22 protein-coding genes are annotated in these 21,947 nt (G+C 33.1%); 1 reads left to right on the forward strand and 21 read right to left on the reverse strand.

Annotation, left to right across the window (positions count from 1 at the left end):
- Window positions 1–69: 69 nt before the first annotated feature.
- Genes dnaG through ccpN form a run of 3 tightly spaced genes read right to left on the reverse strand, consistent with a single transcriptional unit; the run spans window position 70 to window position 3,356 of the window.
- The gene (dnaG, locus tag KA845_RS06855) at window positions 70–1,851 is read right to left on the reverse strand and encodes a DNA primase (protein WP_103387862.1); all 1,782 of its coding nucleotides are present in this window, start codon (window positions 1,849–1,851) and stop codon (window positions 70–72) included.
- 41 nt (window positions 1,852–1,892) lie between these two features.
- Window positions 1,893–2,720 (reverse strand): pyruvate, water dikinase regulatory protein, encoded by an 828-nt coding sequence (locus KA845_RS06860; RefSeq protein ID WP_002509779.1) that lies wholly within the window; start codon window positions 2,718–2,720, stop codon window positions 1,893–1,895.
- Window positions 2,721–2,732: 12 nt separating this feature from the next.
- Window positions 2,733–3,356: a transcriptional regulator CcpN gene (gene ccpN, locus KA845_RS06865; protein WP_082435647.1), complete on the reverse strand. Its 624-nt coding sequence runs from the start codon at window positions 3,354–3,356 to the stop codon at window positions 2,733–2,735.
- Window positions 3,357–3,703: 347 nt separating this feature from the next.
- Here ccpN and KA845_RS06870 point away from each other — a divergent pair, with 347 nt between their 5' ends.
- Window positions 3,704–5,095 carry a glycine--tRNA ligase gene (locus tag KA845_RS06870; RefSeq protein WP_002509781.1) on the forward strand — a complete coding sequence of 464 codons (1,392 nt, stop codon included), beginning with the start codon at window positions 3,704–3,706 and terminating at the stop codon, window positions 5,093–5,095.
- A 360-nt stretch (window positions 5,096–5,455) separates the two neighbouring features.
- Here KA845_RS06870 and recO read toward each other — a convergent pair whose 3' ends face one another.
- The 18 genes from recO to hemW form a co-directional block, all read right to left on the reverse strand.
- Window positions 5,456–6,223: a DNA repair protein RecO gene (recO, locus tag KA845_RS06875; protein WP_002510512.1), complete on the reverse strand. Its 768-nt coding sequence runs from the start codon at window positions 6,221–6,223 to the stop codon at window positions 5,456–5,458.
- A gap of 23 nt (window positions 6,224–6,246) precedes the next feature.
- A complete protein-coding gene (era, locus tag KA845_RS06880) occupies window positions 6,247–7,143 on the reverse strand; it encodes a GTPase Era (protein ID WP_002510511.1) in 897 nt (298 codons plus the stop codon).
- On the reverse strand, window positions 7,143–7,550 hold the full coding sequence (gene cdd, locus KA845_RS06885; protein WP_002510510.1) for a cytidine deaminase: 408 nt from the start codon (window positions 7,548–7,550) through the stop codon (window positions 7,143–7,145). The genes era and cdd overlap by 1 nt, the downstream gene beginning before the upstream one ends.
- A 51-nt stretch (window positions 7,551–7,601) precedes the next feature.
- On the reverse strand, window positions 7,602–7,943 hold the full coding sequence (locus KA845_RS06890) for a diacylglycerol kinase family protein (RefSeq protein WP_002510509.1): 342 nt from the start codon (window positions 7,941–7,943) through the stop codon (window positions 7,602–7,604).
- 2 nt (window positions 7,944–7,945) lie between these two features.
- Entirely contained in the window at window positions 7,946–8,410 is a 465-nt protein-coding gene (gene ybeY / locus KA845_RS06895; RefSeq protein WP_002510508.1) for an rRNA maturation RNase YbeY, read from the reverse strand.
- A gap of 3 nt (window positions 8,411–8,413) precedes the next feature.
- Entirely contained in the window at window positions 8,414–9,361 is a 948-nt protein-coding gene (locus KA845_RS06900; protein ID WP_002510507.1) for a PhoH family protein, read from the reverse strand.
- 395 nt (window positions 9,362–9,756) lie between these two features.
- Window positions 9,757–10,380, reverse strand: a complete 624-nt coding sequence (locus tag KA845_RS06905) for a hypothetical protein (RefSeq protein WP_103387861.1) — start codon at window positions 10,378–10,380, stop codon at window positions 9,757–9,759.
- A 14-nt stretch (window positions 10,381–10,394) separates the two neighbouring features.
- Window positions 10,395–11,378, reverse strand: a complete 984-nt coding sequence (gene floA, locus KA845_RS06910; RefSeq protein ID WP_002510505.1) for a flotillin-like protein FloA — start codon at window positions 11,376–11,378, stop codon at window positions 10,395–10,397.
- Window positions 11,379–11,397: 19 nt separating this feature from the next.
- Window positions 11,398–12,078, reverse strand: a complete 681-nt coding sequence (locus KA845_RS06915; protein ID WP_031266853.1) for an NfeD family protein — start codon at window positions 12,076–12,078, stop codon at window positions 11,398–11,400.
- Window positions 12,079–12,328: 250 nt separating this feature from the next.
- On the reverse strand, window positions 12,329–12,505 hold the full coding sequence (rpsU, locus tag KA845_RS06920) for a 30S ribosomal protein S21 (protein WP_002510503.1): 177 nt from the start codon (window positions 12,503–12,505) through the stop codon (window positions 12,329–12,331).
- Between the two features lie 302 nt (window positions 12,506–12,807).
- A complete protein-coding gene (gene mtaB, locus KA845_RS06925) occupies window positions 12,808–14,154 on the reverse strand; it encodes a tRNA (N(6)-L-threonylcarbamoyladenosine(37)-C(2))-methylthiotransferase MtaB (protein ID WP_002510502.1) in 1,347 nt (448 codons plus the stop codon).
- A 5-nt stretch (window positions 14,155–14,159) separates the two neighbouring features.
- Window positions 14,160–14,912 (reverse strand): 16S rRNA (uracil(1498)-N(3))-methyltransferase, encoded by a 753-nt coding sequence (locus KA845_RS06930; RefSeq protein WP_002510501.1) that lies wholly within the window; start codon window positions 14,910–14,912, stop codon window positions 14,160–14,162.
- A 2-nt stretch (window positions 14,913–14,914) separates the two neighbouring features.
- On the reverse strand, window positions 14,915–15,853 hold the full coding sequence (gene prmA / locus KA845_RS06935; protein ID WP_103387860.1) for a 50S ribosomal protein L11 methyltransferase: 939 nt from the start codon (window positions 15,851–15,853) through the stop codon (window positions 14,915–14,917).
- A 3-nt stretch (window positions 15,854–15,856) separates the two neighbouring features.
- On the reverse strand, window positions 15,857–16,990 hold the full coding sequence (gene dnaJ, locus KA845_RS06940; RefSeq protein ID WP_002510499.1) for a molecular chaperone DnaJ: 1,134 nt from the start codon (window positions 16,988–16,990) through the stop codon (window positions 15,857–15,859).
- A 150-nt stretch (window positions 16,991–17,140) separates the two neighbouring features.
- Window positions 17,141–18,973, reverse strand: a complete 1,833-nt coding sequence (gene dnaK / locus KA845_RS06945) for a molecular chaperone DnaK (protein ID WP_002510498.1) — start codon at window positions 18,971–18,973, stop codon at window positions 17,141–17,143.
- Between the two features lie 56 nt (window positions 18,974–19,029).
- Window positions 19,030–19,659, reverse strand: coding sequence for a nucleotide exchange factor GrpE (gene grpE / locus KA845_RS06950; protein ID WP_021459918.1), 630 nt, complete (start codon window positions 19,657–19,659; stop codon window positions 19,030–19,032).
- Window positions 19,660–19,682: 23 nt separating this feature from the next.
- Complete coding sequence (hrcA, locus tag KA845_RS06955; RefSeq protein ID WP_002510496.1) at window positions 19,683–20,663, reverse strand: heat-inducible transcriptional repressor HrcA; 981 nt, start codon at window positions 20,661–20,663, stop codon at window positions 19,683–19,685.
- Window positions 20,664–20,763: 100 nt separating this feature from the next.
- The gene (hemW, locus tag KA845_RS06960; RefSeq protein ID WP_021459917.1) at window positions 20,764–21,888 is read right to left on the reverse strand and encodes a radical SAM family heme chaperone HemW; all 1,125 of its coding nucleotides are present in this window, start codon (window positions 21,886–21,888) and stop codon (window positions 20,764–20,766) included.
- Window positions 21,889–21,947 lie beyond the last annotated feature (59 nt).

Raw genomic sequence — 21,947 nt, forward strand, 5'->3', positions numbered from 1 at the left:
TTTATGACGTTACTTAAACATTGTTAACCTCATAATTATACAATTGTAAGTTGAGTTGTACCGTAACTGTTAATTCATTCTATTTTTATTGTAGTCTACAATCTTTGCTAAGTAATATTTTTGTAATTCCGTATCACCAAGACGTAATGCATCATTTAATTTTTGATTTAAAGATACTGCAGTTTCTTCTGTTCTATTAGCAGTAATAGTGTTGATATAGTCATCGATTTCATATTCAAACGGTTCTTCATTTATCTTATAATTATCTAAAGATATAAATGCTTCTTTTATCTCTGAAATGTCGATATATTGCAACACATCACTAATGTCGAACGTACCATTATCGGCATAAAACTCACGTAAAACATTAAATATACGCTTAAAATACTCATTTGTAAAGTCTTCAGGCGCAATTAATTGGTGGTAATTTAAAAATGTATCTTTATCATTCATGAAATGTCTTAACAAGTTTCGTTCTGCTTTTTCTTGTTTAGTTAAATTAGTGAACTGTGGTATGTTGGGCACACTTGGAATTTGAGGTTCATAGTACGATTGTACGGCTCCTACTTCATTACTTAGACTTTCCTGACTAACTTTAAACAATTCCGCTACTTCTTGCAATACCTTTTTCTTTAAAATTGGCGATTGCATAAATCCAATTTCATTCGTAATCTCTTTAAGATATTTTTCATAAGCTAAATCATTATTATTAATTTCATCTTGATGCAATAATACTTTATAAATTAAATACGCTTTTTTTTCATGATTTACAAAGTGATTAAATGCATCCGCACCATATTTACCAATATATTCATCAGGATCCATATTTTTAGGTAATTGTACTACAAACACATTAAAGCCTTGTTTTAGTAAAACATCTCCTGTTTTTAATGTAGCTTCACTTCCTGCAAAGTCTCCATCAAACATTAAAGTAATATTGGAAGTTAATTTTTTAAGGAATGTTATATGTTCTTGCGATAGCTGTGTCCCCATACTTGCAACTACTTGCTTTAATCCTGCTTGATCCGCTTTGATAACATCCATAAAACCTTCAAGTAATATTGCTTCATCTACTTTTCTAATCGTTTTGCGGGCGCGATCTACATTATATAGTAATTTCCTTTTATGAAATATTGGTGTTTCTGGTGAATTTAAATATTTTGGTTCTTGATTCGTATAAGTACGTCCTGAATATCCTACAATACGTGATTGAGCATTCATTAATGGGAACATAATTCGATCTCGAAATCTATCGAAATAACTAAAGTTTTCTTCGTTACGTGATAATAAACCAGCTTCAAATGCAAGTTGAATATCATAGCCTTTTTTCTGTAAAAAATCATGACAAAAATGCGTATTATTAGGTGCATAACCTATTTGACGCGCATCTATTAATTCATCTGTAAAACCACGTTCTTTTAAATAATTTAACGCTGCTTCACCTTCTACAGTTTTTTTTAGAGCATAATGATAATATTCTTGCATTAATTCATGCATTTCAATCATCTTCAAATCATCTGATGCAATTTGATGACCATCATTTGATGGTGTTTCAGATGGTAAATCCACAGTAATATTAACACGCTCACCTAGTTCTTTTACTGCTTCAACAAAGGAAATATCCTTAATTTCTTGAGTGAATTGAAAGACATTACCACCTTTTTTACAACCGAAACAATGACAAATTTGTTTATCTTCTGAAACGGTGAACGATGGTGTTTTTTCATCGTGGAAAGGGCATAAACCAATATAGTTTCGCCCTCTTTTTTCTAATTTTACGTATTCACTTACTAAATCAAGGATATCTGTTTTATCTTTTATATCATTTATTACTGCTTGTTCAATTCGCAAATTTTATCACCTATTACACATTAGTTATACAATTATAACTGTTAAATACCTTTTTTGAAATTATTATGCTCAATAATACTAATAATATCATTGGCTGTTTCTTCAATAGCTTTATCAGAGACATCAATAACAGGACAACGGATTTTCTCAACTAAATTATGGAAGTAATCAAGCTCTTCTTTTATACGTTGTTCTGTAGCATATCTTGCACTTTCACCTAAACCAAGTTGACGTAACCGTTCTTTTCTAATTCTATTAAGTTTTTCCTCACTAATTTTTAAAGCGATACATTTTGATGGATCAACATTAAATAAGTTTTCAGGCGGAACCACCTCTGGCACAATAGGAATGTTCATTACTTTATAACTTTTATGTGCTAAATATTGTGATAATGGCGTTTTAGAAGTTCTAGATATGCCTAATAATACTATATCCGCTTTTTCTAATCCTTTTGGATCTTTACCATCATCATATTTAACCGCAAATTCGATAGCATCTATTTTTTTAAAATAAGCCTCATCAAGTCTGTGTACTAATCCTGGTTCATAATACGGTTGTTCATCTATGCGTTCTAATAAGATGTTCATTAACGGTCCCATAATGTCAACACTTTTAATATTAAGTTCTCTTACTTTAGCTTCCATATATTTACGTATTTCTGGTTTCACTAACGTGTACACTATAATGGCGTCCGTTTCACGAGCTACTTGTACGACCTCATCAACATTTTCTAATGCTTCTATATAAGGATATCTCAATATTTCATGTTCACACTGATTGGGATTAAACTGAGATATACATGCTCTTGCTACTAATTCTGCTGTTTCGCCAATAGAATCTGATGCAACTATTAAATTTATCTTTTCCATTTCATTAACCACCTATTCATTAAATAATGATACAAAAATATTAGTTATTGTAGTTTTAGAGATTCTACCTTTAACTTCAAATTTACCATTATCTTTTTTATTTACTATGGGTAACGAATCTATTTCTTTTTCAATCATTAAATTCGCTGCATAAACTACGCGTTCATTTTCTAATATGTAATTCAAATTAGGCATTCTTGTCATGACGATATTTACAGGCATTGAATGAATATCGTCACCAATCATAGAAGCTCTTAGCAAATCTTTGCGTGAACAAACTCCTATAAAATCACCATCTTCGTTAATCACAAATAATGTACTTACATCTTCTAAAAAAATAGTACATATCGCATCATAAACTGACATTTCATTTTTAACGACAACAGGCTGAGATAAATAATCTTTGACTACATATTTTTTTAATTGATCTGAAATTAATTTGTTTTTAGGCTTTCCTGCATAATAGTAACCTACTCGTGGTCGTGCTTCTAAAATACCTGACATTGTTAAAATAGCTAAATCAGGTCTTAAAGTAGCTCTAGTAAGGTCTAATCGCTCTGCTATATGCTCACCGGTAATCGGTCCATTATTCTTTACAATATCGACAATTTGTTGTTGCCTTTTACTAAGTTCTATAGCCTTTCACCCCTTTACTCATACATCATAATTATACATTGAATTGCTTCCTGCTACAAATACATATAATTACTTGCTAATAGTTAAACTATAGATTAGAATAAACAGTGAAGCGAGCTAAGGGCGGTGAGAGCTTAGCAAGTAATAATGGCGTAATCAATTAAAAATAAATTTAAAAGTGAGTGGCTACACTAATTTGGGTGGAACCGCGGGTTAACTAAAAATTAGAAATAACACACAACATTTGTGGTATTATTATTAACTCGTCCCAAGGCAATGTTTAAATTACTATGTGTAATTTTCTTTGTCTTGGGGCGTTTTTATGTAAAAAAGGAGTGCATTTTGATATGACGAAAGATATGGAAACAGTAGTACAATTAGCAAAACATAGAGGTTTTGTATTCCCTGGTAGTGACATTTATGGTGGTTTATCTAACACTTGGGACTATGGTCCACTAGGTGTTGAACTAAAAAACAACGTTAAAAAAGCATGGTGGCAAAAATTCATTACTCAATCACCATATAACGTTGGTATTGATGCAGCCATTTTAATGAATCCTAAAACTTGGGAAGCCTCTGGTCATTTAGGTAACTTTAACGATCCAATGATTGATAATAAAGATAGTAAAATTAGATATCGTGCAGATAAAATCATTGAAGATTATATGTTAAATGAAAAAGGTGACGAAAACTTTGTCGCTGATGGCTTAAGTTTCGATGAAATGAAACGTATTATTGAAGATGAAGGTATCGTATGTCCTGTAAGTGGTACTGCAAACTGGACTGATATTCGTCAGTTTAACCTTATGTTTAAAACATTCCAAGGTGTAACTGAAGATTCTACAAATGAACTATTCTTACGTCCTGAAACTGCGCAAGGTATTTTTGTTAACTATAAAAATGTTCAACGTACAATGCGTAAAAAATTACCTTTTGGTATAGGTCAAATTGGTAAATCTTTCCGTAACGAAATTACACCAGGTAACTTTATTTTCCGTACGCGTGAATTTGAACAAATGGAACTTGAATTCTTCTGTAAGCCAGGAGAAGAAATTGAGTGGCAATCATATTGGAAAACATTTGCAAGCCAATGGTTGAAAGACTTAGGTTTAAGTGAAAGCAATACACGTTTACGTGATCACGATGAAGATGAATTATCTCATTATTCAAATGCAACGACAGATATTGAATATCGTTTCCCATTTGGTTGGGGTGAATTATGGGGCATCGCAAGCCGAACAGATTATGACTTAAGAAAACATAGCGAACATTCAGGTGAAGATTTTACTTACCATGACCAAGAAACAAATGATAAGTATATTCCTTATTGTATCGAACCTTCATTAGGTGCTGATCGTGTAACATTAGCTTTCTTATGTGATGCATATGCAGAAGAAGGTGTTGAAGGTAGTAAAGATGCACGTACAGTATTACACTTCCACCCTGCTTTAGCACCTTATAAAGCAGCAGTGTTACCATTAAGCAAAAAATTATCAGGCGAAGCCATTAAAATTTTCGAAGAGTTAAGTGCTAACTTCTCAATTGATTTTGATGAATCTCAATCAATTGGTAAACGTTACCGTCGTCAAGATGAAATTGGTACACCTTATTGTATTACATTTGACTTCGATTCATTAGAAGATCAACAAGTTACAGTACGTGACCGTGATTCAATGGAACAAGTTCGTATGCCAATTGCTGAGTTAGAAGCATTCTTAACTGATAAAGTTAAATTTTAATTAAATTATAAGAGGTTGGGATATAAATCCCCATTCTCAAATAAGAGGACTAATCCTTAATATGGATGGGTCCTCTTTATTTATATTTAAAAATATTCGATTTTGACTGTGCATGCTTTCCTGGGGTATGGTTCGAGCCTGTAGTCTCTCACACATACTATTCCCCGGACGTCAACACGTTACTAAATTAGTACAATTTATATTTTGTTATTAAAAAATTAATGACAATTATAACAAAATGTTAAAGTACTATAATAATTGAGAAAATTTCATAATACTAAAGAAAATGCCAACTTCTATATCTACTCAATAGAAGTTGGCGTTTATTTTTTAGTCAAAGATACTTTTGTCTCGTACTTTTTAATTATCTTCAATGTTATTGTCTAATCTATGCAACTGATTTATTAACTTTTGGCTTTTGAAATACATACCTGCATATTCCTTATACAATAAAATCACTAATTCAGACATTTCATCTACTATGTCAGAATGTATATTCAAATTATTCATTTTTGATACTGGCAATTGTTGTAAGATTGATAATAAATACAGCGCTCTATTAGAAAGCTTAAAGGCATGCGGATCTTGATCAATAACCGATTCGGCAATTGCACCATCATATTTAAAACTATATGCAGCAAGGGTTGATTGGTCTGTATTTTTAGTAAGAACACAATGATCAAAAATGGCTGAAAACCCAAATTTCGCCATATTCTTTAGCAAGACAATAACAGACATTAATTGTGCTGATACACCATTTGAAATCTTTTGCAAGACAAATGATAATAATTGATAATTAAATTGCGATACTTCATCATTCTCTATAGCACGATCAATGACTTCAGTACATAAACTAGCAAAACTACTTTCATAGATGTCTAATCTTAAATTGTAATTTTGATTGATGACGTCTATGGAACTTAATGTTCCCATACCTTTCCACTTAGAATAAATAAACAACCCATACACGAATAACTGTGTATGAGCTTGTAATCCTGTTTTATTCTTTTTGGCCCTTCTTGCCATAAGTGGTACTTTCGCCCCATGCTCATTTAATATCGTTATTATTTTATCTGACTCACCGTAGTCAACACTTTTAATAACAATACCTTTTTGCTTGATTAACATTTACATTTCACCTCAAGCTAAAATTAATCTTGATCTTCTACATATCCCATTTGACGAATGAAATTAACTTTATTACGCCAATCTCGTTGTACTTTAACCCAAAGTTCTAAATAAACTTTGGAACCTAACAACATTTCAATGTCTTTTCTAGCTCGTTTGCCAACTTCTTTTAACTTTTTGCCACCTTTACCAATGACGATTCCTTTTTGTGAATCTCTTTCAACAAAGATAGTTGCTTCAATGCGTACTCTATCTTCATCTTCTTTAACCATACGATCCACATTAACGCCTATTGCATGTGGAATTTCTTCGCTTGTTAAGTGTAATATCTTTTCACGAATTAATTCCCCAACGACAAATTGTTCTGGATGGTCAGAAATTTGGTCATCTGGATAATATTTAGGTCCTTCTGGTAAATAAGACTTAAGTACAGATAGGAAATGGTCAACATTGTGACCTTCAAGTGCAGAAATTGGAACGATTTCCGTGAAATCCATATATTTTTGATATTGCTCTATTCTAGGCATTAGTTCATCTGGATGTACTAAATCTATCTTATTTAATACTAAAAACACTGGTGTTTTAATTGTTTTTAACATTTCCATGATAAACTCATCACCACGACCAATATCTTCGTTAATGTTGACCATAAACATAATCGCATCGATCTCTGAAAGTGTGTTTTTTGCTACACGCATCATATAATCGCCTAATTTATGTTTGGGTTTATGAATACCAGGTGTATCTAAAAAGATAATTTGTGCATCATCTTCAGTCATAACACCTTGTATTTTATTTCTAGTTGTTTGTGCTTTATCAGACATAATTGCTATTTTATGTCCGATAACTCTATTCACAAAAGTAGATTTACCGACATTCGGTCTACCGATAATTGATACAAATCCTGATTTATGTTCCATTAATTATTTAAATCCTTTCCGGAGAATCCAAGTGGCAACAATTCGCCTACTGTAGATTCTATCATTTCGCCTGTTTGATTTGTCATATATACAGGCATATCATCATCGCACAATTCTTTCATTACTTGTCTGCATGCTCCACACGGAGATGATGGTTGATCAGCATCTACAGTAATAGTAATGGCTGCAAAATCTCCAGCTTGATAGCCTTGGCCAATAGCGGCTACTAAGCTAGAACGTTCTGCACAAATAGTCATTGGGTATGCAGCATTTTCAACATTTGCCCCATAAAAAGATTGTCCATCTTTGGTAACTAAATAAGCACCTACTTTAAAGTTACTATAAGGTGCATGTGCTCGTTTTTGTGCTTCTCGTACTTCGTTAAAATAATGTTTTTGAAATGTCATTATGTTCCCCTCCCATTAATGAAGCGTATATAAAAATAAACTTATTCTATATTACAGCGCCAACAAATATGGTATAAAAATAATCAACCCTATAATAAGCGACATCACTGATACAATTAATACACTAAAGGCAGCAATATCTTTCGCATATTTGGCTAGTATATTATACTCCTTTGTACATAAATCAACAACATATTCAACAGCAGTATTAATTGCTTCAAACGCGAGCACTAGGCTAATCGCTATTATTAAAAATAACCATTCGACTTTGTTTATACCGACAAATATGCCTAGCAAAATAGCCATTGCCGCACAGCATAAATGTATAGTGAATTTCCAATCTTTTTTAACTATCGTATTAAGTCCTTGCAAAGCATATTTAAATCGTTTCATAACTACTTGTCTCTCGTCAGTCCATATGCGTCTAATATGGCATCTTGTCTGCCAAACATTTGTTTCTCTTCTTCTTCAGTCATATGGTCATAACCTAACAAGTGCAAAAAGCCATGTAATGCAAGAAAACCTAATTCACGTTCAAAAGTATGGTTATATGCATCTGCTTGTTCTTTGGCGACGTCTGTACATATAATAATATCCCCTAACACTCTTGGCATATCGATACCGACAATTTCCGGTTCTTCTTCTTCCAAAGCAAATGATATGACATCAGTCACTTTATCTTTATCACGATACATATGATTAATACTTTGTATTTCTGTTTTATCAACAAACGTTACTGAAAGTTCAGCTTCACCTTCAATATTTTCTTGCTCTTTTGCAAATGTGAGTAACTTGTCTATCTGATTATACCAAGTAGTATCAACTTCCTCTGTATGGTCACTAAAGTCTATTGTAAACAACGATTACTCAACTCCTTCGTATTTGTCTATAATTTTACTAACTAACGGATGTCTCACAACATCACTTTGATCAAGTTTTAAAATACTTATACCTTTAACGTCACTTAATTTTTTCGTGGCTTCTTTCAATCCGCTTTTTATTCCTTTAGGTAAATCCACTTGGGTTGGATCACCAGTAACTACCATTTTTGAGCCAAAACCTAAACGTGTTAAAAACATTTTCATCTGTGCGTGTGTAGTGTTTTGTGCTTCATCTAGAATAACAAAGGCATCATCTAGTGTACGTCCTCTCATATATGCAAGCGGTGCGATTTCAATAATACCTCTTTCGATAAATCTTGCAGATTGTTCTCTTCCTAAAACAGTGTTTAATCCATCATATAAAGGTCTTAAATAAGGATCTACTTTTTCTTTTAGGTCACCCGGTAAAAATCCTAGTGATTCTCCAGCTTCAACTGCTGGTCTCGTAAGGACAATACGTTTCACATTCCCTTTACGTAATTGTTTGGCAGCATATACAACAGCTAAAAATGTTTTTCCTGTACCGGCAGGCCCTATTCCAAAAACTAAATCATTTCGATTCATAGCATTGATATACAAACGTTGACCCATTGTTTTTGCACGAATTACTTTACCGAAAGCATCTTTAGTAATCTCATCTTCGTATAAATCTAATAATTGTTTTATTGTACCGTTCTGAGCCATTTTTATAGCTGACTCAACATCTTTCAGCGAAATATTAATGCCTTGTTGAATCACTTTCAATAAATTTATTAATACCGATTCTGCTTTTTCAACATGCTCCACAATATTTCCTTTTACTGCGATTTCTTGGCCGCGAGCATGTACGACGACATCAAATCCTTCTTCGATAGCTTTAATATGTTCATCATTATTTCCAATGAGAGCTTGAGCTTCATTGATATCGTCTATTTGAATTATACCAGGCATATAGGCGCTCCTTTACAATAAAGATTTCTAATTAATAGTAATTAATCTTATCTGATTTTAGAATACAATTAATTGTTTGTATAGTGGTAAAAAGCAATTGTATTCTCAAGTCCAAATAAGATTAAGCTAACAACTTTTTACATTTATATTATACCACGTTAAGCAACAATAATATTTTAAAGTGCATTTAAAAAAGCCTAATTTAGCTATAATTTAACAACATATTTACATTAAAATATCATTTGACTTAATATTACACAATTTGTGCATTGCGTAAACAACTAAAGCGTAAATACTAATTATAATTTTATCCTTTAAAACACTTGAACAAACGAAAAAGTGTGAACAAAAGTATAAAATTAAAAAGCCTAGAACAAAATGTTCCAGGCTTTTACTTACAATCGTTTAGGTTGATTTAATATTTCAGACCAAACAATACCATTAACAACTTCATCTTCATCAAACCGTAAATCATTTTGACTACTCGTTGAGCCACTTTGATAATTTTGCATTAGTTGTTTCAGACGAAAACGTTTAGTTCTCGCTGATAAATATTGATCATTGATAATGGCACGTGCTTTCTTGTCCATCCGTTGTAACTGTTTCTCTTGCTCTCTATCCATCTCTGAGCGAACATCTTTTAAATCGTTTAATAATGAGTCTTCGAGTTCTTTTTTCAGATTTTCCTCGCTTTTATTCTTACTAGGTGTCGATTCTGGTTGTTGTTTTGACTCAGTATGTCTGTCCACTTCCTCTTGTGCGGTAGTTTCTGTAGGTTGTGGTGTAGGTGGTTCAGGGTTAGATGATTTTCGATCAGATTGGCGACTTGGATCAAATTCTTCTTCAAGCTCATTGAATTTTCTCTCAAGTTCTTCGAAAAATCCTCTTTTCGGCTGTGATTCTTGCTGTGGATTTTTTTTAGGTTGCTGTTGTTGTCTTTGCTTGTGACTATTATCTCGAATCGCGCCAATGATTGTAACTACTACAGATATTACAAAGATTATAATACCTAAATTCATTTAATCACCCCTAATTATTTTTCCGGTGATTCATCTTCATCTTTTTTAGTTCTCTTATTAATGGCATTACGCATGCCTGTATCAGCTTCTACATTTTTTAAGTTATAGTAATCACCAACGCCAATATTTCCTGAACGTAATGCTTCAGCCATAGCTAATGGTACTTCTGCTTCTGCTTCAACAACTTTAGAACGCATTTCTTGTACTTTGGCTTTCATTTCTTGCTCTTGGGCAACAGCCATAGCTCTACGTTCTTCAGCTTTTGCTTGCGCAATATTTTTATCAGCAAGTGCTTGTTCAGTTTGTAGATCTGCACCAATATTCTTGCTAATATCTACATCAGCAATATCAATCGATAAAATTTCAAATGCAGTACCAGAATCTAAACCTTTACTTAATACAGTTTTGGAAATGTTATCTGGATTTTCTAATACTTCTGTATGGTGTTCACTAGAACCAATTGTCGAAACAATACCCTCACCGACACGAGCGATGATTGTTTCTTCACCAGCACCACCAACTAAACGTGCGATATTGGCACGAACTGTAATTCTAGCTTTCGCTTTAACTTCGATACCATTCATAGCAACACCTGCAATAAATGGTGTTTCAATAACTTTTGGATTTACAGACATTTGTACTGCTTCAAGTACATCACGTCCTGCTAAATCAATAGCAGCGCCACGTTCAAATGGTAAATTAATATCTGCTCTTTGCGCAGCAATATTAGCATCTACAACTCGATCTACATTACCACCTGCTAAATAGTGTGACTCTAGTTGATTCGTCGTAAGATTTAAACCTGCTTTATGTGCTTTAATTAATGGAGCGATAACCTTACGTGGTGATACTCTTCTCAATCTCATTCCTACAAGTGTACCTATACCGACTTTTACGCCTGCTGCGATAGCAGAAATCCATAGGCCTACAGGAACGAAAGAAAATAATAATAGTAAGGCAATAACAACTATAACGACTATAATTAATAAACCTATCATATTGAATCTCCTTTTTATTTTAAATTTCTCTTACGACAACTCTTGTACCTTCTACTTCCAAGATTGTGACTTCTTTATTTCGTAAAATAAACGAGCCATCTGAGACAGCGTCGATACGTTCAGTGCCATAAGAAATAATACCAGCTGGTCTTAGGTCCGTTAAAGTAGTGGCCGTTTTACCAACTAAATGAGAGCGATCATCATGGGAAGTATAACCTGATTCAGTATTTGTTGAATCTTTTAATACGACTTTATCTAAAAATGGAATATTGCGTTTGAATATTTTCACTAATATCACCCACTCAATAATTGATAAAATTAGTGCAATAACTACATTACCAATCATAAAAATTAAATTATCACCTAATGTGATAATGCTGAATATAATTAACCCCATTCCAATCAAGCCAATTACTGCTCCGACGACAAATAATTCAATAATGACAAAAATAACGCCAATGCCGAATAAAATAATCGACACAACATTAACGTCGCCTTTCACTAAAAAACCTAAAAAGAATATGAGTAATGCTAAAGTTGAAATAATACCGATGATATTAATTTTTTTAGAGTATAATTGATACAAGAAACCTAAAAAGATAATACTCGTCAATATTAGCGTAATTATTGGATTTACAATAAAATCCGCTAAATTCATCAACCAACTTTCACCTTGAATCATATTTAGCACATTTTGCATATGTATATTTGATAATAACTCCACGATTTCACCTCACTCTCACCTCTAATTATACAATAAACAGATAGCTATTAATATAGTTTAACTAATATCGATGTTAAAATTACAAAATCGATTTAAATATTAAATTTATAATGTAGCTTCATTGATACGTAGCTTATTTTTTCAAGAACAAAAAAACCTTAGCTGTTAGTTCAGCTAAGGTTTTATATATAATTAATATTGTTGAGGGAGTCAACGAAATTATTAATTATTTGAATTTACGTTTACGTGCAGCTTCTGATTTCTTTTTACGTTTAACGCTTGGTTTTTCGTAAAATTCACGTTTACGTACTTCTTGAATTGTACCGCTTTTAGAAACCGTACGTTTGAATCGACGTAACGCATCTTCAAGTGATTCGTTTTTACGGACTACTGTTTTAGACATGTGTATTTCCCTCCCTCCAAATATCAACGAAACTTTATTATCATATACACAGTAAATTACTATGTATAAATTAGTATAATATATCTGAGTTCTTTGGTCAATCAGTAAAATTTCAATTTAAAGATTCATATTACACACCGCTTAAGATCCTATTCACTATCGTATTTAGCTAGCCTTAAACGCAGTAATATACAAATTTGATGTCCGATTTTCGAGTTGGTAATTTTAAAAGTAAATAATTCCAACTAACTAAAAAGTGTATAAATATCCAGATTTCACGCTGTAATTTAAGCAGACATAATTTAAGTTACTATTGTATGTTCAGTTTGATTAGAAGCATGAGAAATCACACGTAACACTTGTCCTTCATTAATAGGATAATCAGCTTTAGTGATTTTAACTTTAACTAATTGACCTATTAAATCTTCATCTGCACTAAATTGAACTTTCATATAGTTATCTGCATATCCTACTAGTGTGCCAGGTTGATCACCTTGCTCTTCAGGGATGACTTCTAGAACGTCTTGATCAAATTGTGAAGCGTATGCTTTGGCAAGTTGATCACTCAAACTAATCAAACGATGCACACGCTCATTTTTAACTTGCTCATCAATTTGGTCGTCCATTCTAGCTGCAGGTGTTCCTATTCTTGATGAATATGGAAAGACGTGTAATTCTGAAAAATGATGGTCTACTATAAAGTCGTACGTTTCTTGAAACTCTTCTTCAGTTTCACCAGGGAAGCCAACTATAACATCACTTGTAACAGCTAAACCTGGTAACGCTTCATGCAAACGAGTTAAGCGTTCTGAAAAATGTGCCATTGTATACTTACGACGCATACGTTTTAAGACACTATCTGACCCAGATTGCAATGGAATATGTAGATGTCTAACTACTTTAGTTGATGCAGCTATTACTTGAATCACTTCATCTGTTAATTGGCTGGCTTCAATTGATGAAATTCTAATACGTTCTAAATTATCAATTTCTTCTAAATCACGTAATAATTGAGCTAAATTATAATTTTTTAAATCTTGTCCATAACCACCTGTATGAATACCTGTTAACACAATTTCTTTATAACCTGATTCTACTAATTGTGTAGCTTGTTCGATAACTTTCTCTGGGTCTCTAGAACGCATTAATCCTCTAGCCCAAGGGATAATACAAAATGTACAGAAATTATTACAGCCTTCTTGGATTTTTAAAGATGCACGTGTTCGATCGGTAAAGTACGGTACTTCTAACTCTTCGTACGTGCGATTTTTCATAATATTGCCGACACCATTAATGGGTTGACGTTCTTTTTTATAGTCTTCTATATAGCCAATTAATTTAGTTCTATCTTGAGTGCCTACAACAACGTCAACACCTGGGATATCCATGATTTCAGCCGGTGATGTTTGAGCATAACAACCCGTAACGCAAACAACTGCGTCTGGATTTTGTCTAATAGCTCTACGGATAACTTGTCGACTTTTTTTATCACCTGTGTTTGTCACAGTACATGTATTAATCACGAATACATCAGCATTCGTTTCAAAATCAACTCTTTCATATTCTGCCTCTTTAAATAATTGCCAAATTGCTTCAGTCTCATAATGGTTTACTTTACAACCTAAAGTATGAAAAGCAACTGTAGACATAAATATCACCCCAATAATTCATTTTGATAACTAACTGCACTTAACACATAAAGTGGTGCTGTTTCTGCCCGTAAAATACGAGGTCCTAGCCCAATTTGCTTCCCCACTGAAGCAAATAGAGTTACCTCATCTGCCGATAATCCACCTTCAGGTCCAAATATCACAAGTATATTTTCGCCTTGTGTTAGTTGTTGCAACACTGATTTGAATTGACTAATTTCACCATCTTTTGCTGCATCTTCATATGCAATTAATATATAATCGTATCCATCTATGTTATCATATAATGTTTTTAAATTCGAAATATAATCAATACTAGGGATAGTTAGTCGATAACTTTGTTCTGCAGCTTCTTTTATAATCTTTTGCCAACGCTCTATTTTTTTAGTTATTTTGCTTTGATTCAGTTTGACAATTGAACGATCCATTTCGGCCGCAATAAATTTACTTGCACCTAATTCTGTTGCTTTTTGCAACATCCATTCGTACTTGTCTGCTTTAATTAAACCACTACATATCGTAATATTTTGTGGCAATTCTGTAGAAATTTCTAATTCTTGTATCGGTTCAACCTCTATGGCATCTTGTGAAATTGCCGTTATTTTACATTTGAATACTCGTTGATCTAAGAAATTTAAAATTAATTCATTATCGACATGATTACGCATTACATTTTTAATATGATGAATATCTTCGTTATTTGTAATAAAAAAACGCTGATCTGAATCAGCGTTTTGGTTAATAAAGTACCTTTGCATATTTAATCGCTCACTTTCTGCCCCACGATACAAACCCAGCTGTTATCATGGTTTACTGAAATGATTTTAAAACCAACGCGTTTCATATGTTCTATTATAGCTTCATATTTTTCTTCTATTATACCAGAAGTTATAAAATAACCCTGATTATTTAACGTATTATAAGCATCTTCAATCATTTCATCAATTATGTGCGCTAATATATTGGCAATAACTATATCAAATTTTTCAGTTTCTTCAGTTAGCAAATTACCTGGTATTGCTTCTATCGCATGCGCACAATTATTTTTTTCGAAATTATCTACGGCTACCCGTACTGCCATTTCATCTAAATCGATAGCTTTAATGCGCTGCACTCCTAGCAAATGACTCGCAATACTTAATATACCTGAACCTGTACCAACATCAATTACAGAATCCGTTGGCTTTACATATGTTTCAATTGCTTTTAAGCACATGTTTGTAGTGGGATGATCCCCAGTTCCAAATGCCATACCAGGATCTAATTCAATGCATAGCTCTGAATCGTCTTCTTGGTTATATTCTTCCCAACTTGGCACAATAGTGAAGCGTTTAGAAGCACGAAAAGGATGAAAATAATTTTTCCACTCATTTTCCCAATCTTGTTCTTGAATACTTTGTTCTTCATATTTGAAAACTTGGCTATCCAATCCTTGTAACAGTTGGATATCATTCACTATATTGTCTTTTAACGTAGGAGAATATTTCAGGTCATTAAAATACGCTTTTATTCTGACGCCCTGTTCAGGATATGCTTCAGCTTTTAAATCATATATTTCTCCATATTTATCTTCGAAATCATGATTTAAATCGTGAGAATCTTCCAGTACAACCCCATTGGAACCGTAATTTTCTAGTATATCACTCACCAACGCTGTGACATCATGATTAACTGTAATTGAAACTTCTGTCCAGTTCATTATTTATTCTCCTTTGAAGAAACGTTTAGCTTTATCTTTAAAGTTTGATGGTTGTTCAGATAATTCTTCTCCGTTTAACTCAGCAAATTCACGTAAAATTTCTTTTTGACGTTCGTTAATTTTAGTTGGTGTAACGACGTTAACATTAACAAATAAATCGCCGTAGCCATAACCGTGTACATTCTTAATACCTTTATCTTTTAAGCGGAATTGTTTACCAGTTTGTGTTCCTGCAGGGACTGTTAACATTACACTACTATTAAGCGTTGGAATTTTAATTTCGTCACCTAAAGCTGCTTGTGAAAATGAAATGTCTAAGTTATAAGCTACGTCGTCACCCATACGTTCAAATGTATTTGATGGTTTCACTCTAAATACAACGTATAGATCACCATGTGGGCCACCGTTTTCGCCAGGTGCACCTTCACCAGCTAAACGAATTTGTTGTTCATTGTCTACACCTTCTGGTACAGTAACTTTAATTTTAACTGTTTTATTTTCAGTTCCTTTACCATGACATGTTTCACAAGGTTCTTCAAATTCTTGACCAGAACCATTACATGAAGGACAAGCTTTTTCAGTTCTTACTCTACCTAAAATTGTGTTTTGTTCTACTGAAACATGGCCAGCACCATTACAGTAATGACATGTTTTTTTAGATGTGCCAGGTTTAGCACCTTCACCATCACAAGTATGACAAGTAACATCTTTTCTGATAGAGATTTCTTTTTCAGTACCAAAAACTGCTTCATCAAATGTGACAGTCATAGTGTATTGTAAATCGTCACCTTTGCGTGGTGCATTTGGATCACGTTGGCGTCCTCCTCCGAAGAAAGAACTGAATATGTCTTCGAATCCGCCACCACCGAATCCACTGAAGTCTTGGCCGCCAAATCCTTGACCACCGAAACCACCTTGTGGACCGTTATGACCGAATTGATCGTAATTAGCACGTTTATTTTCATCACTTAACACTTCATAAGCTTCAGAGATTTCTTTGAATTTTTCATCTGAACCTTCTTCCTGGTTAATATCTGGATGATACTTTTTTGAAAGTTTACGGTAAGCCTTTTTAATTTCATCTTTTGATGCACTTTTACTTACACCTAAGACTTCATAATAATCTCTTTTGGCCACTGTGAATCTCTCCTTCTATATTAATTTCATAATTATAGTACTTGAAAAAAAGAAAAGTCAAAGCCAATGTGCAATTGACTTTGACTTACTTTGGCTAAGCAATTGTGTCTTATATTAATTTAACAATGTTGCTAGTTAGAAGTAAAGTGATTATTTTTGTTTATCGTCGTCATTAACTTCTGTAAAATCAGCATCTTCTACATTGTCATCTTGCGCTTGACCTTGCTCACCTTGAGCTTGTTGCGCTTGTTCTTGTGCTTGTTGATATACTTTTGCTGATAAATCTTGAACTACTTTTTCTAGCTCTTCTTTTTTCGCTTTAATATCATCTAAATCTGAACCTTCAAGTGCTGATTTTAATGCTTCTTTTTTCTCTTCAGCATTTGATTTATCTTCTTCGCTCACATTTTCGCCTAAATCAGTGATTGTTTTTTCAACTTGGAAAACTAAGCTGTCAGCTTCGTTACGTAAATCACTTTCTTCACGACGTTTTTCGTCTGCTTCAGCATTTTCTTCAGCATCTTTAACCATGCGATCGATTTCGTCATCAGATAAAGTGTTGCTTGATTGAATAGTAATGTTTTGCTCTTTATTAGTACCTAAATCTTTTGCAGTTACATTAACGATACCATTTTTATCGATATCAAATGTTACTTCGATTTGAGGTACTCCACGAGGAGCTGGTGGAATATCTGTTAATTGGAATCTGCCAAGTGTTTTGTTATCAGATGCCATTGGACGTTCACCTTGTAATACATGAATATCTACTGCTGGTTGGTTATCAGCTGCTGTAGAATAAACTTGTGATTTAGATGTTGGAATTGTAGTATTACGTTCAATTAACGTATTCATACGTCCACCCATAATTTCGATACCTAATGATAATGGTGTAACATCAAGTAATACTACGTCTTTAACATCACCAGTGATAACGCCACCTTGAATTGAAGCACCCATAGCTACAACTTCATCAGGGTTAACACCTTTATGAGGGTCTTTGCTAATTTCTTTTTTAATAGCTTCTTGAACAGCTGGGATTCTAGTACTACCACCAACTAAAATAACTTCATCAATATCTGAGCTAGATAAACCAGCATCTTTCATAGCTTGACGAGTTGGTACCATTGTACGTTTAATTAAGTCATCAGCTAGTTCTTCAAATTTTGAACGTGATAGGCTGATTTCTAAGTGTAAAGGACCGCTTTCTCCTGCAGAGATAAATGGTAATGAAATTTGAGTTTGAGATACACCAGATAAATCTTTTTTCGCTTTTTCAGCTGCATCTTTTAGACGTTGTAACGCCATTTTATCTTGGCTTAAGTCAACACCATTTTCTTTTTTGAATTCACTAACTAAATAATCAATGATAACTTGGTCAAAGTCATCGCCACCAAGTTTATTATCACCAGATGTTGATAGTACTTCAAATACGCCGTCACCTAATTCAAGAATTGACACGTCGAAAGTACCGCCACCTAAGTCAAAGACTAATACTTTTTGGTCTTCTTCAGTTTTATCTAAACCGTAAGCTAGAGCTGCTGCAGTTGGTTCGTTAATAATACGTTCAACTTCTAAGCCAGCAATTTTACCAGCATCTTTTGTAGCTTGACGTTCAGCATCATTGAAATATGCTGGAACAGTTACAACTGCTTTATCTACTGATTCACCTAAATAGTCTTCAGCTGTTTTTTTAAGGTTTTGTAGTACCATAGCTGAAATTTCTTGTGGAGTATAATTTTTACCTTCTATATCCACTTTATAATCTGTACCCATATGACGTTTGATTGATTGAATAGTGTTAGGGTTAGTGATTGCTTGACGTTTAGCAACTTCACCTACTTGAGTTTCACCATTTTTAAATGCAACAACTGATGGTGTTGTTCTAGCACCTTCTGGGTTTTGAATTACTTTAGGCTCATCACCTTCTAAAATAGCAACACATGAATTTGTTGTACCTAAGTCAATACCAATTACTTTACTCATATCAAAATTCCTCCTGTTTGTTAATTAAAATTGGGTATTTTCATCAAAAAATAAATTTATTGATTTACTTTAACCATTGAAGGTCTCAAAACACGATCCTTCAATTTGTATCCTGCCTGTAGTTCTTGGGTGATTTGGCCAGATTCAAACTCACTATTTTCATCTTGCATTACTGCTTGATGGAAATTTGGATCAAATTGTTGGCCTTCTGTTTCAATTCTTTCTAAACCATTATCATTAAGTGCTTTCAACAAGCTATCATAAACCATTTGTACACCCTTTTTAAGTGAAACAAATTGCTCGTCTTCTCCTTCGATTTGTAAAGCACGCTCAATATTATCAATGGTTGGTAGAATATCATTTAATACTCCTTGAGCTTGATATTCTTTCATTGTTTGATTTTCTTTTTGTATACGACGTTTGTAATTTTCGAACTCTGCATACAAACGTAGATACTTATCTTCGTTTTCTTTTACATCTTTTTTTAAGTTTTCAATTTCAACATCTTTAGGATCAACTTCTTCACTTACGTCCTCTTCTGTTGCAACATCTTCTTGAGATGTTGTGTTTGTTTCGTTGTTTACTTCTTCAGCAGAATCAACAGATGTTTGTGTTGTGTCAGTAGTTTCTGACGAAATGTCTTGTGCATCTGTTTCTTTGCTTACTGATTCATTTTGTTCTGTCATTTCCTGCCCTCCAATACTTTAAATTACCAAATACGATTTAGTAATTGTATCACATTTTGATAATTCATCGCAGTAGGTCCAATTACTGCTATTCGACCTTTCAACCTATCATCTATATGGTATTCACTAGATACGATAGATATATCACTTAAACTTGTATCAATTTCATGCCCAATCATTACATTTATAGATGAATTAGACATGTCATCGAGCAATTCAGTGATTTTATTTGATTCAATATATTGTAATATTGGTTGAATTGATGAGACATTTGATTCATTCAATGCATCAATCAGTTTAACCTTTCCACCCATAAAAATGCCATTACTTTGATTATCGAAATGTAATTGTAGCGTCTCAAACATCGTTTTAATAAAGTCTTGCTCACTGACAGACTGTGTAAACGAATTAAGTTCTTGCTCAAATTGTAAAGATGACCACGCATTATATTTGTCAGTAACAAAATTAGAAATTTTGTTTAATTCATCATTACTAATACGTTTAGCTGATGTTAAATGCAAATGTTCAACATGACCTGACGCAAACACTACAACCATTATAATTAAATAATCATTTGCTTGAATAAGGTGAATATTACTAATAATATCTTGCTTATGATTTGGACGCATTACCAACGTTGTATATTGAGAAGCCATCGACAGTTCATTAGCAAAAGCATGTAAAGCTGACGAAATATCATATTGATGGTCAATAAGTAGTCCTCTCAACCGTTGGACTTTTTTGTGTTGTTGATGAGATGTTTGTTCTAATAATTGATTCACATAATATCTAAACCCTAATTCTGACGGTGATCTACCTGATGATGTATGAGTCTTCTCTATTAGGTTTAGAGATTCTAATTGTTTCATCTCATTTCTAATAGTAGCTGGGCTTACATTCAAATTATGTCGCTCTATTAAAGCTTTAGAGCCAATAGGTTGATCTAAATCGACATAATCTTCAACAATGGCATTTAATATGCTCAATTGTCTATGAGTTATCATGTTTTCACCTCATTAGCACTCATTTGTTTCAAGTGCTAATTATAATTTATCAAATTGGTCAAAGTAAGTCAATGTTAAAGCCTTGAAAATTTTTATAATTTTACACGTTCAATAAAAAGGCTTCAAAAACCTCATTGCCAATCACTTTGCCCCGCTCTGTCAGTGCATAGTTACCGTCATAATATGATAAAAGTTGTTGGTCAACCAATGAAGTTAACGTTTGACCAAAAATTTCATCTATTTCAACGTCAAATTTATGTTTAAAATGAAATTTATTAACGCCTTTGTTCATCCTTAAACCAAGAAACATTTCTTCTTCCATTTGTTCTGTTTTAGTTGGCCACGAAGAATGTAATAAAGGGCGTTCATTATTTTCTATTTTTTTAATATAGTGATTAACTGGATTCACATTAGTATAACGTTCTCCATCTACGTACCCACTGGCACCTGCACCGAATCCATAATAGCCTTCATTTTTCCAATATACTTTATTATGTTCAGACTCATGTCCTTGTTTTCCGAAATTAGAAAGTTCATACTGCTGTAAATCAGAATGTTTCATGCGTTGAATTAAGTGCGTATACATTTCTTCACCTATATCTTCATTCGGTAACTTTAGTTTGCCTTTACGATACATGTTATAAAACTGTGTTTTGGGTTCTAATATTAGTCCATAACTTGAGATATGATCTATATCCAAATTAAGTGCTAAATCTAAACTTTCTTGGAAGTCAGCCAATGTTTGTTGAGGTAAATGATACATTAAATCCAAGCTTATAGATTCAATACCAATTTCTCGTGCATTACGTACTGCTTGATATATGTCTTCTGTACCATGTGTTCGTCCTAATATTGCTAATAAATCAGGGTTGAAAGTTTGTACACCCATCGACAGTCGGTTCACACCATATTTTTTTAATAACTGCAGTTTTTCCATTGTCAATTCATCTGGATTTGCTTCGAAACTATATTCTGTTTCAATATCAAATGTTTCGTTGATAGCAATTAGTAATCTCTCTAATTGTTTTACATTTAATGCTGTTGGTGTACCGCCACCTACAAACATCGTTTTCAATTGTCGTTGTTTGCTCGTAGACATCTCTTTAATTAAGCAATCCAAATACTGGTCCACTGGTTGGTTTTGTATAAAGTATTTATTAAAGTCACAATAAGTACAAATCTTTACACAAAAAGGTATATGGATATATGCACTCTTTACTTCCATATTTATTACCTCACTTTCTCTTTCAAGGCACAATAAAATTTGGGGCATAAATCAATTGA

This window comes from Staphylococcus sp. GDX8P114P-2, from assembly GCF_017892945.1.
Lineage (GTDB): Bacteria > Bacillota > Bacilli > Staphylococcales > Staphylococcaceae > Staphylococcus > Staphylococcus arlettae.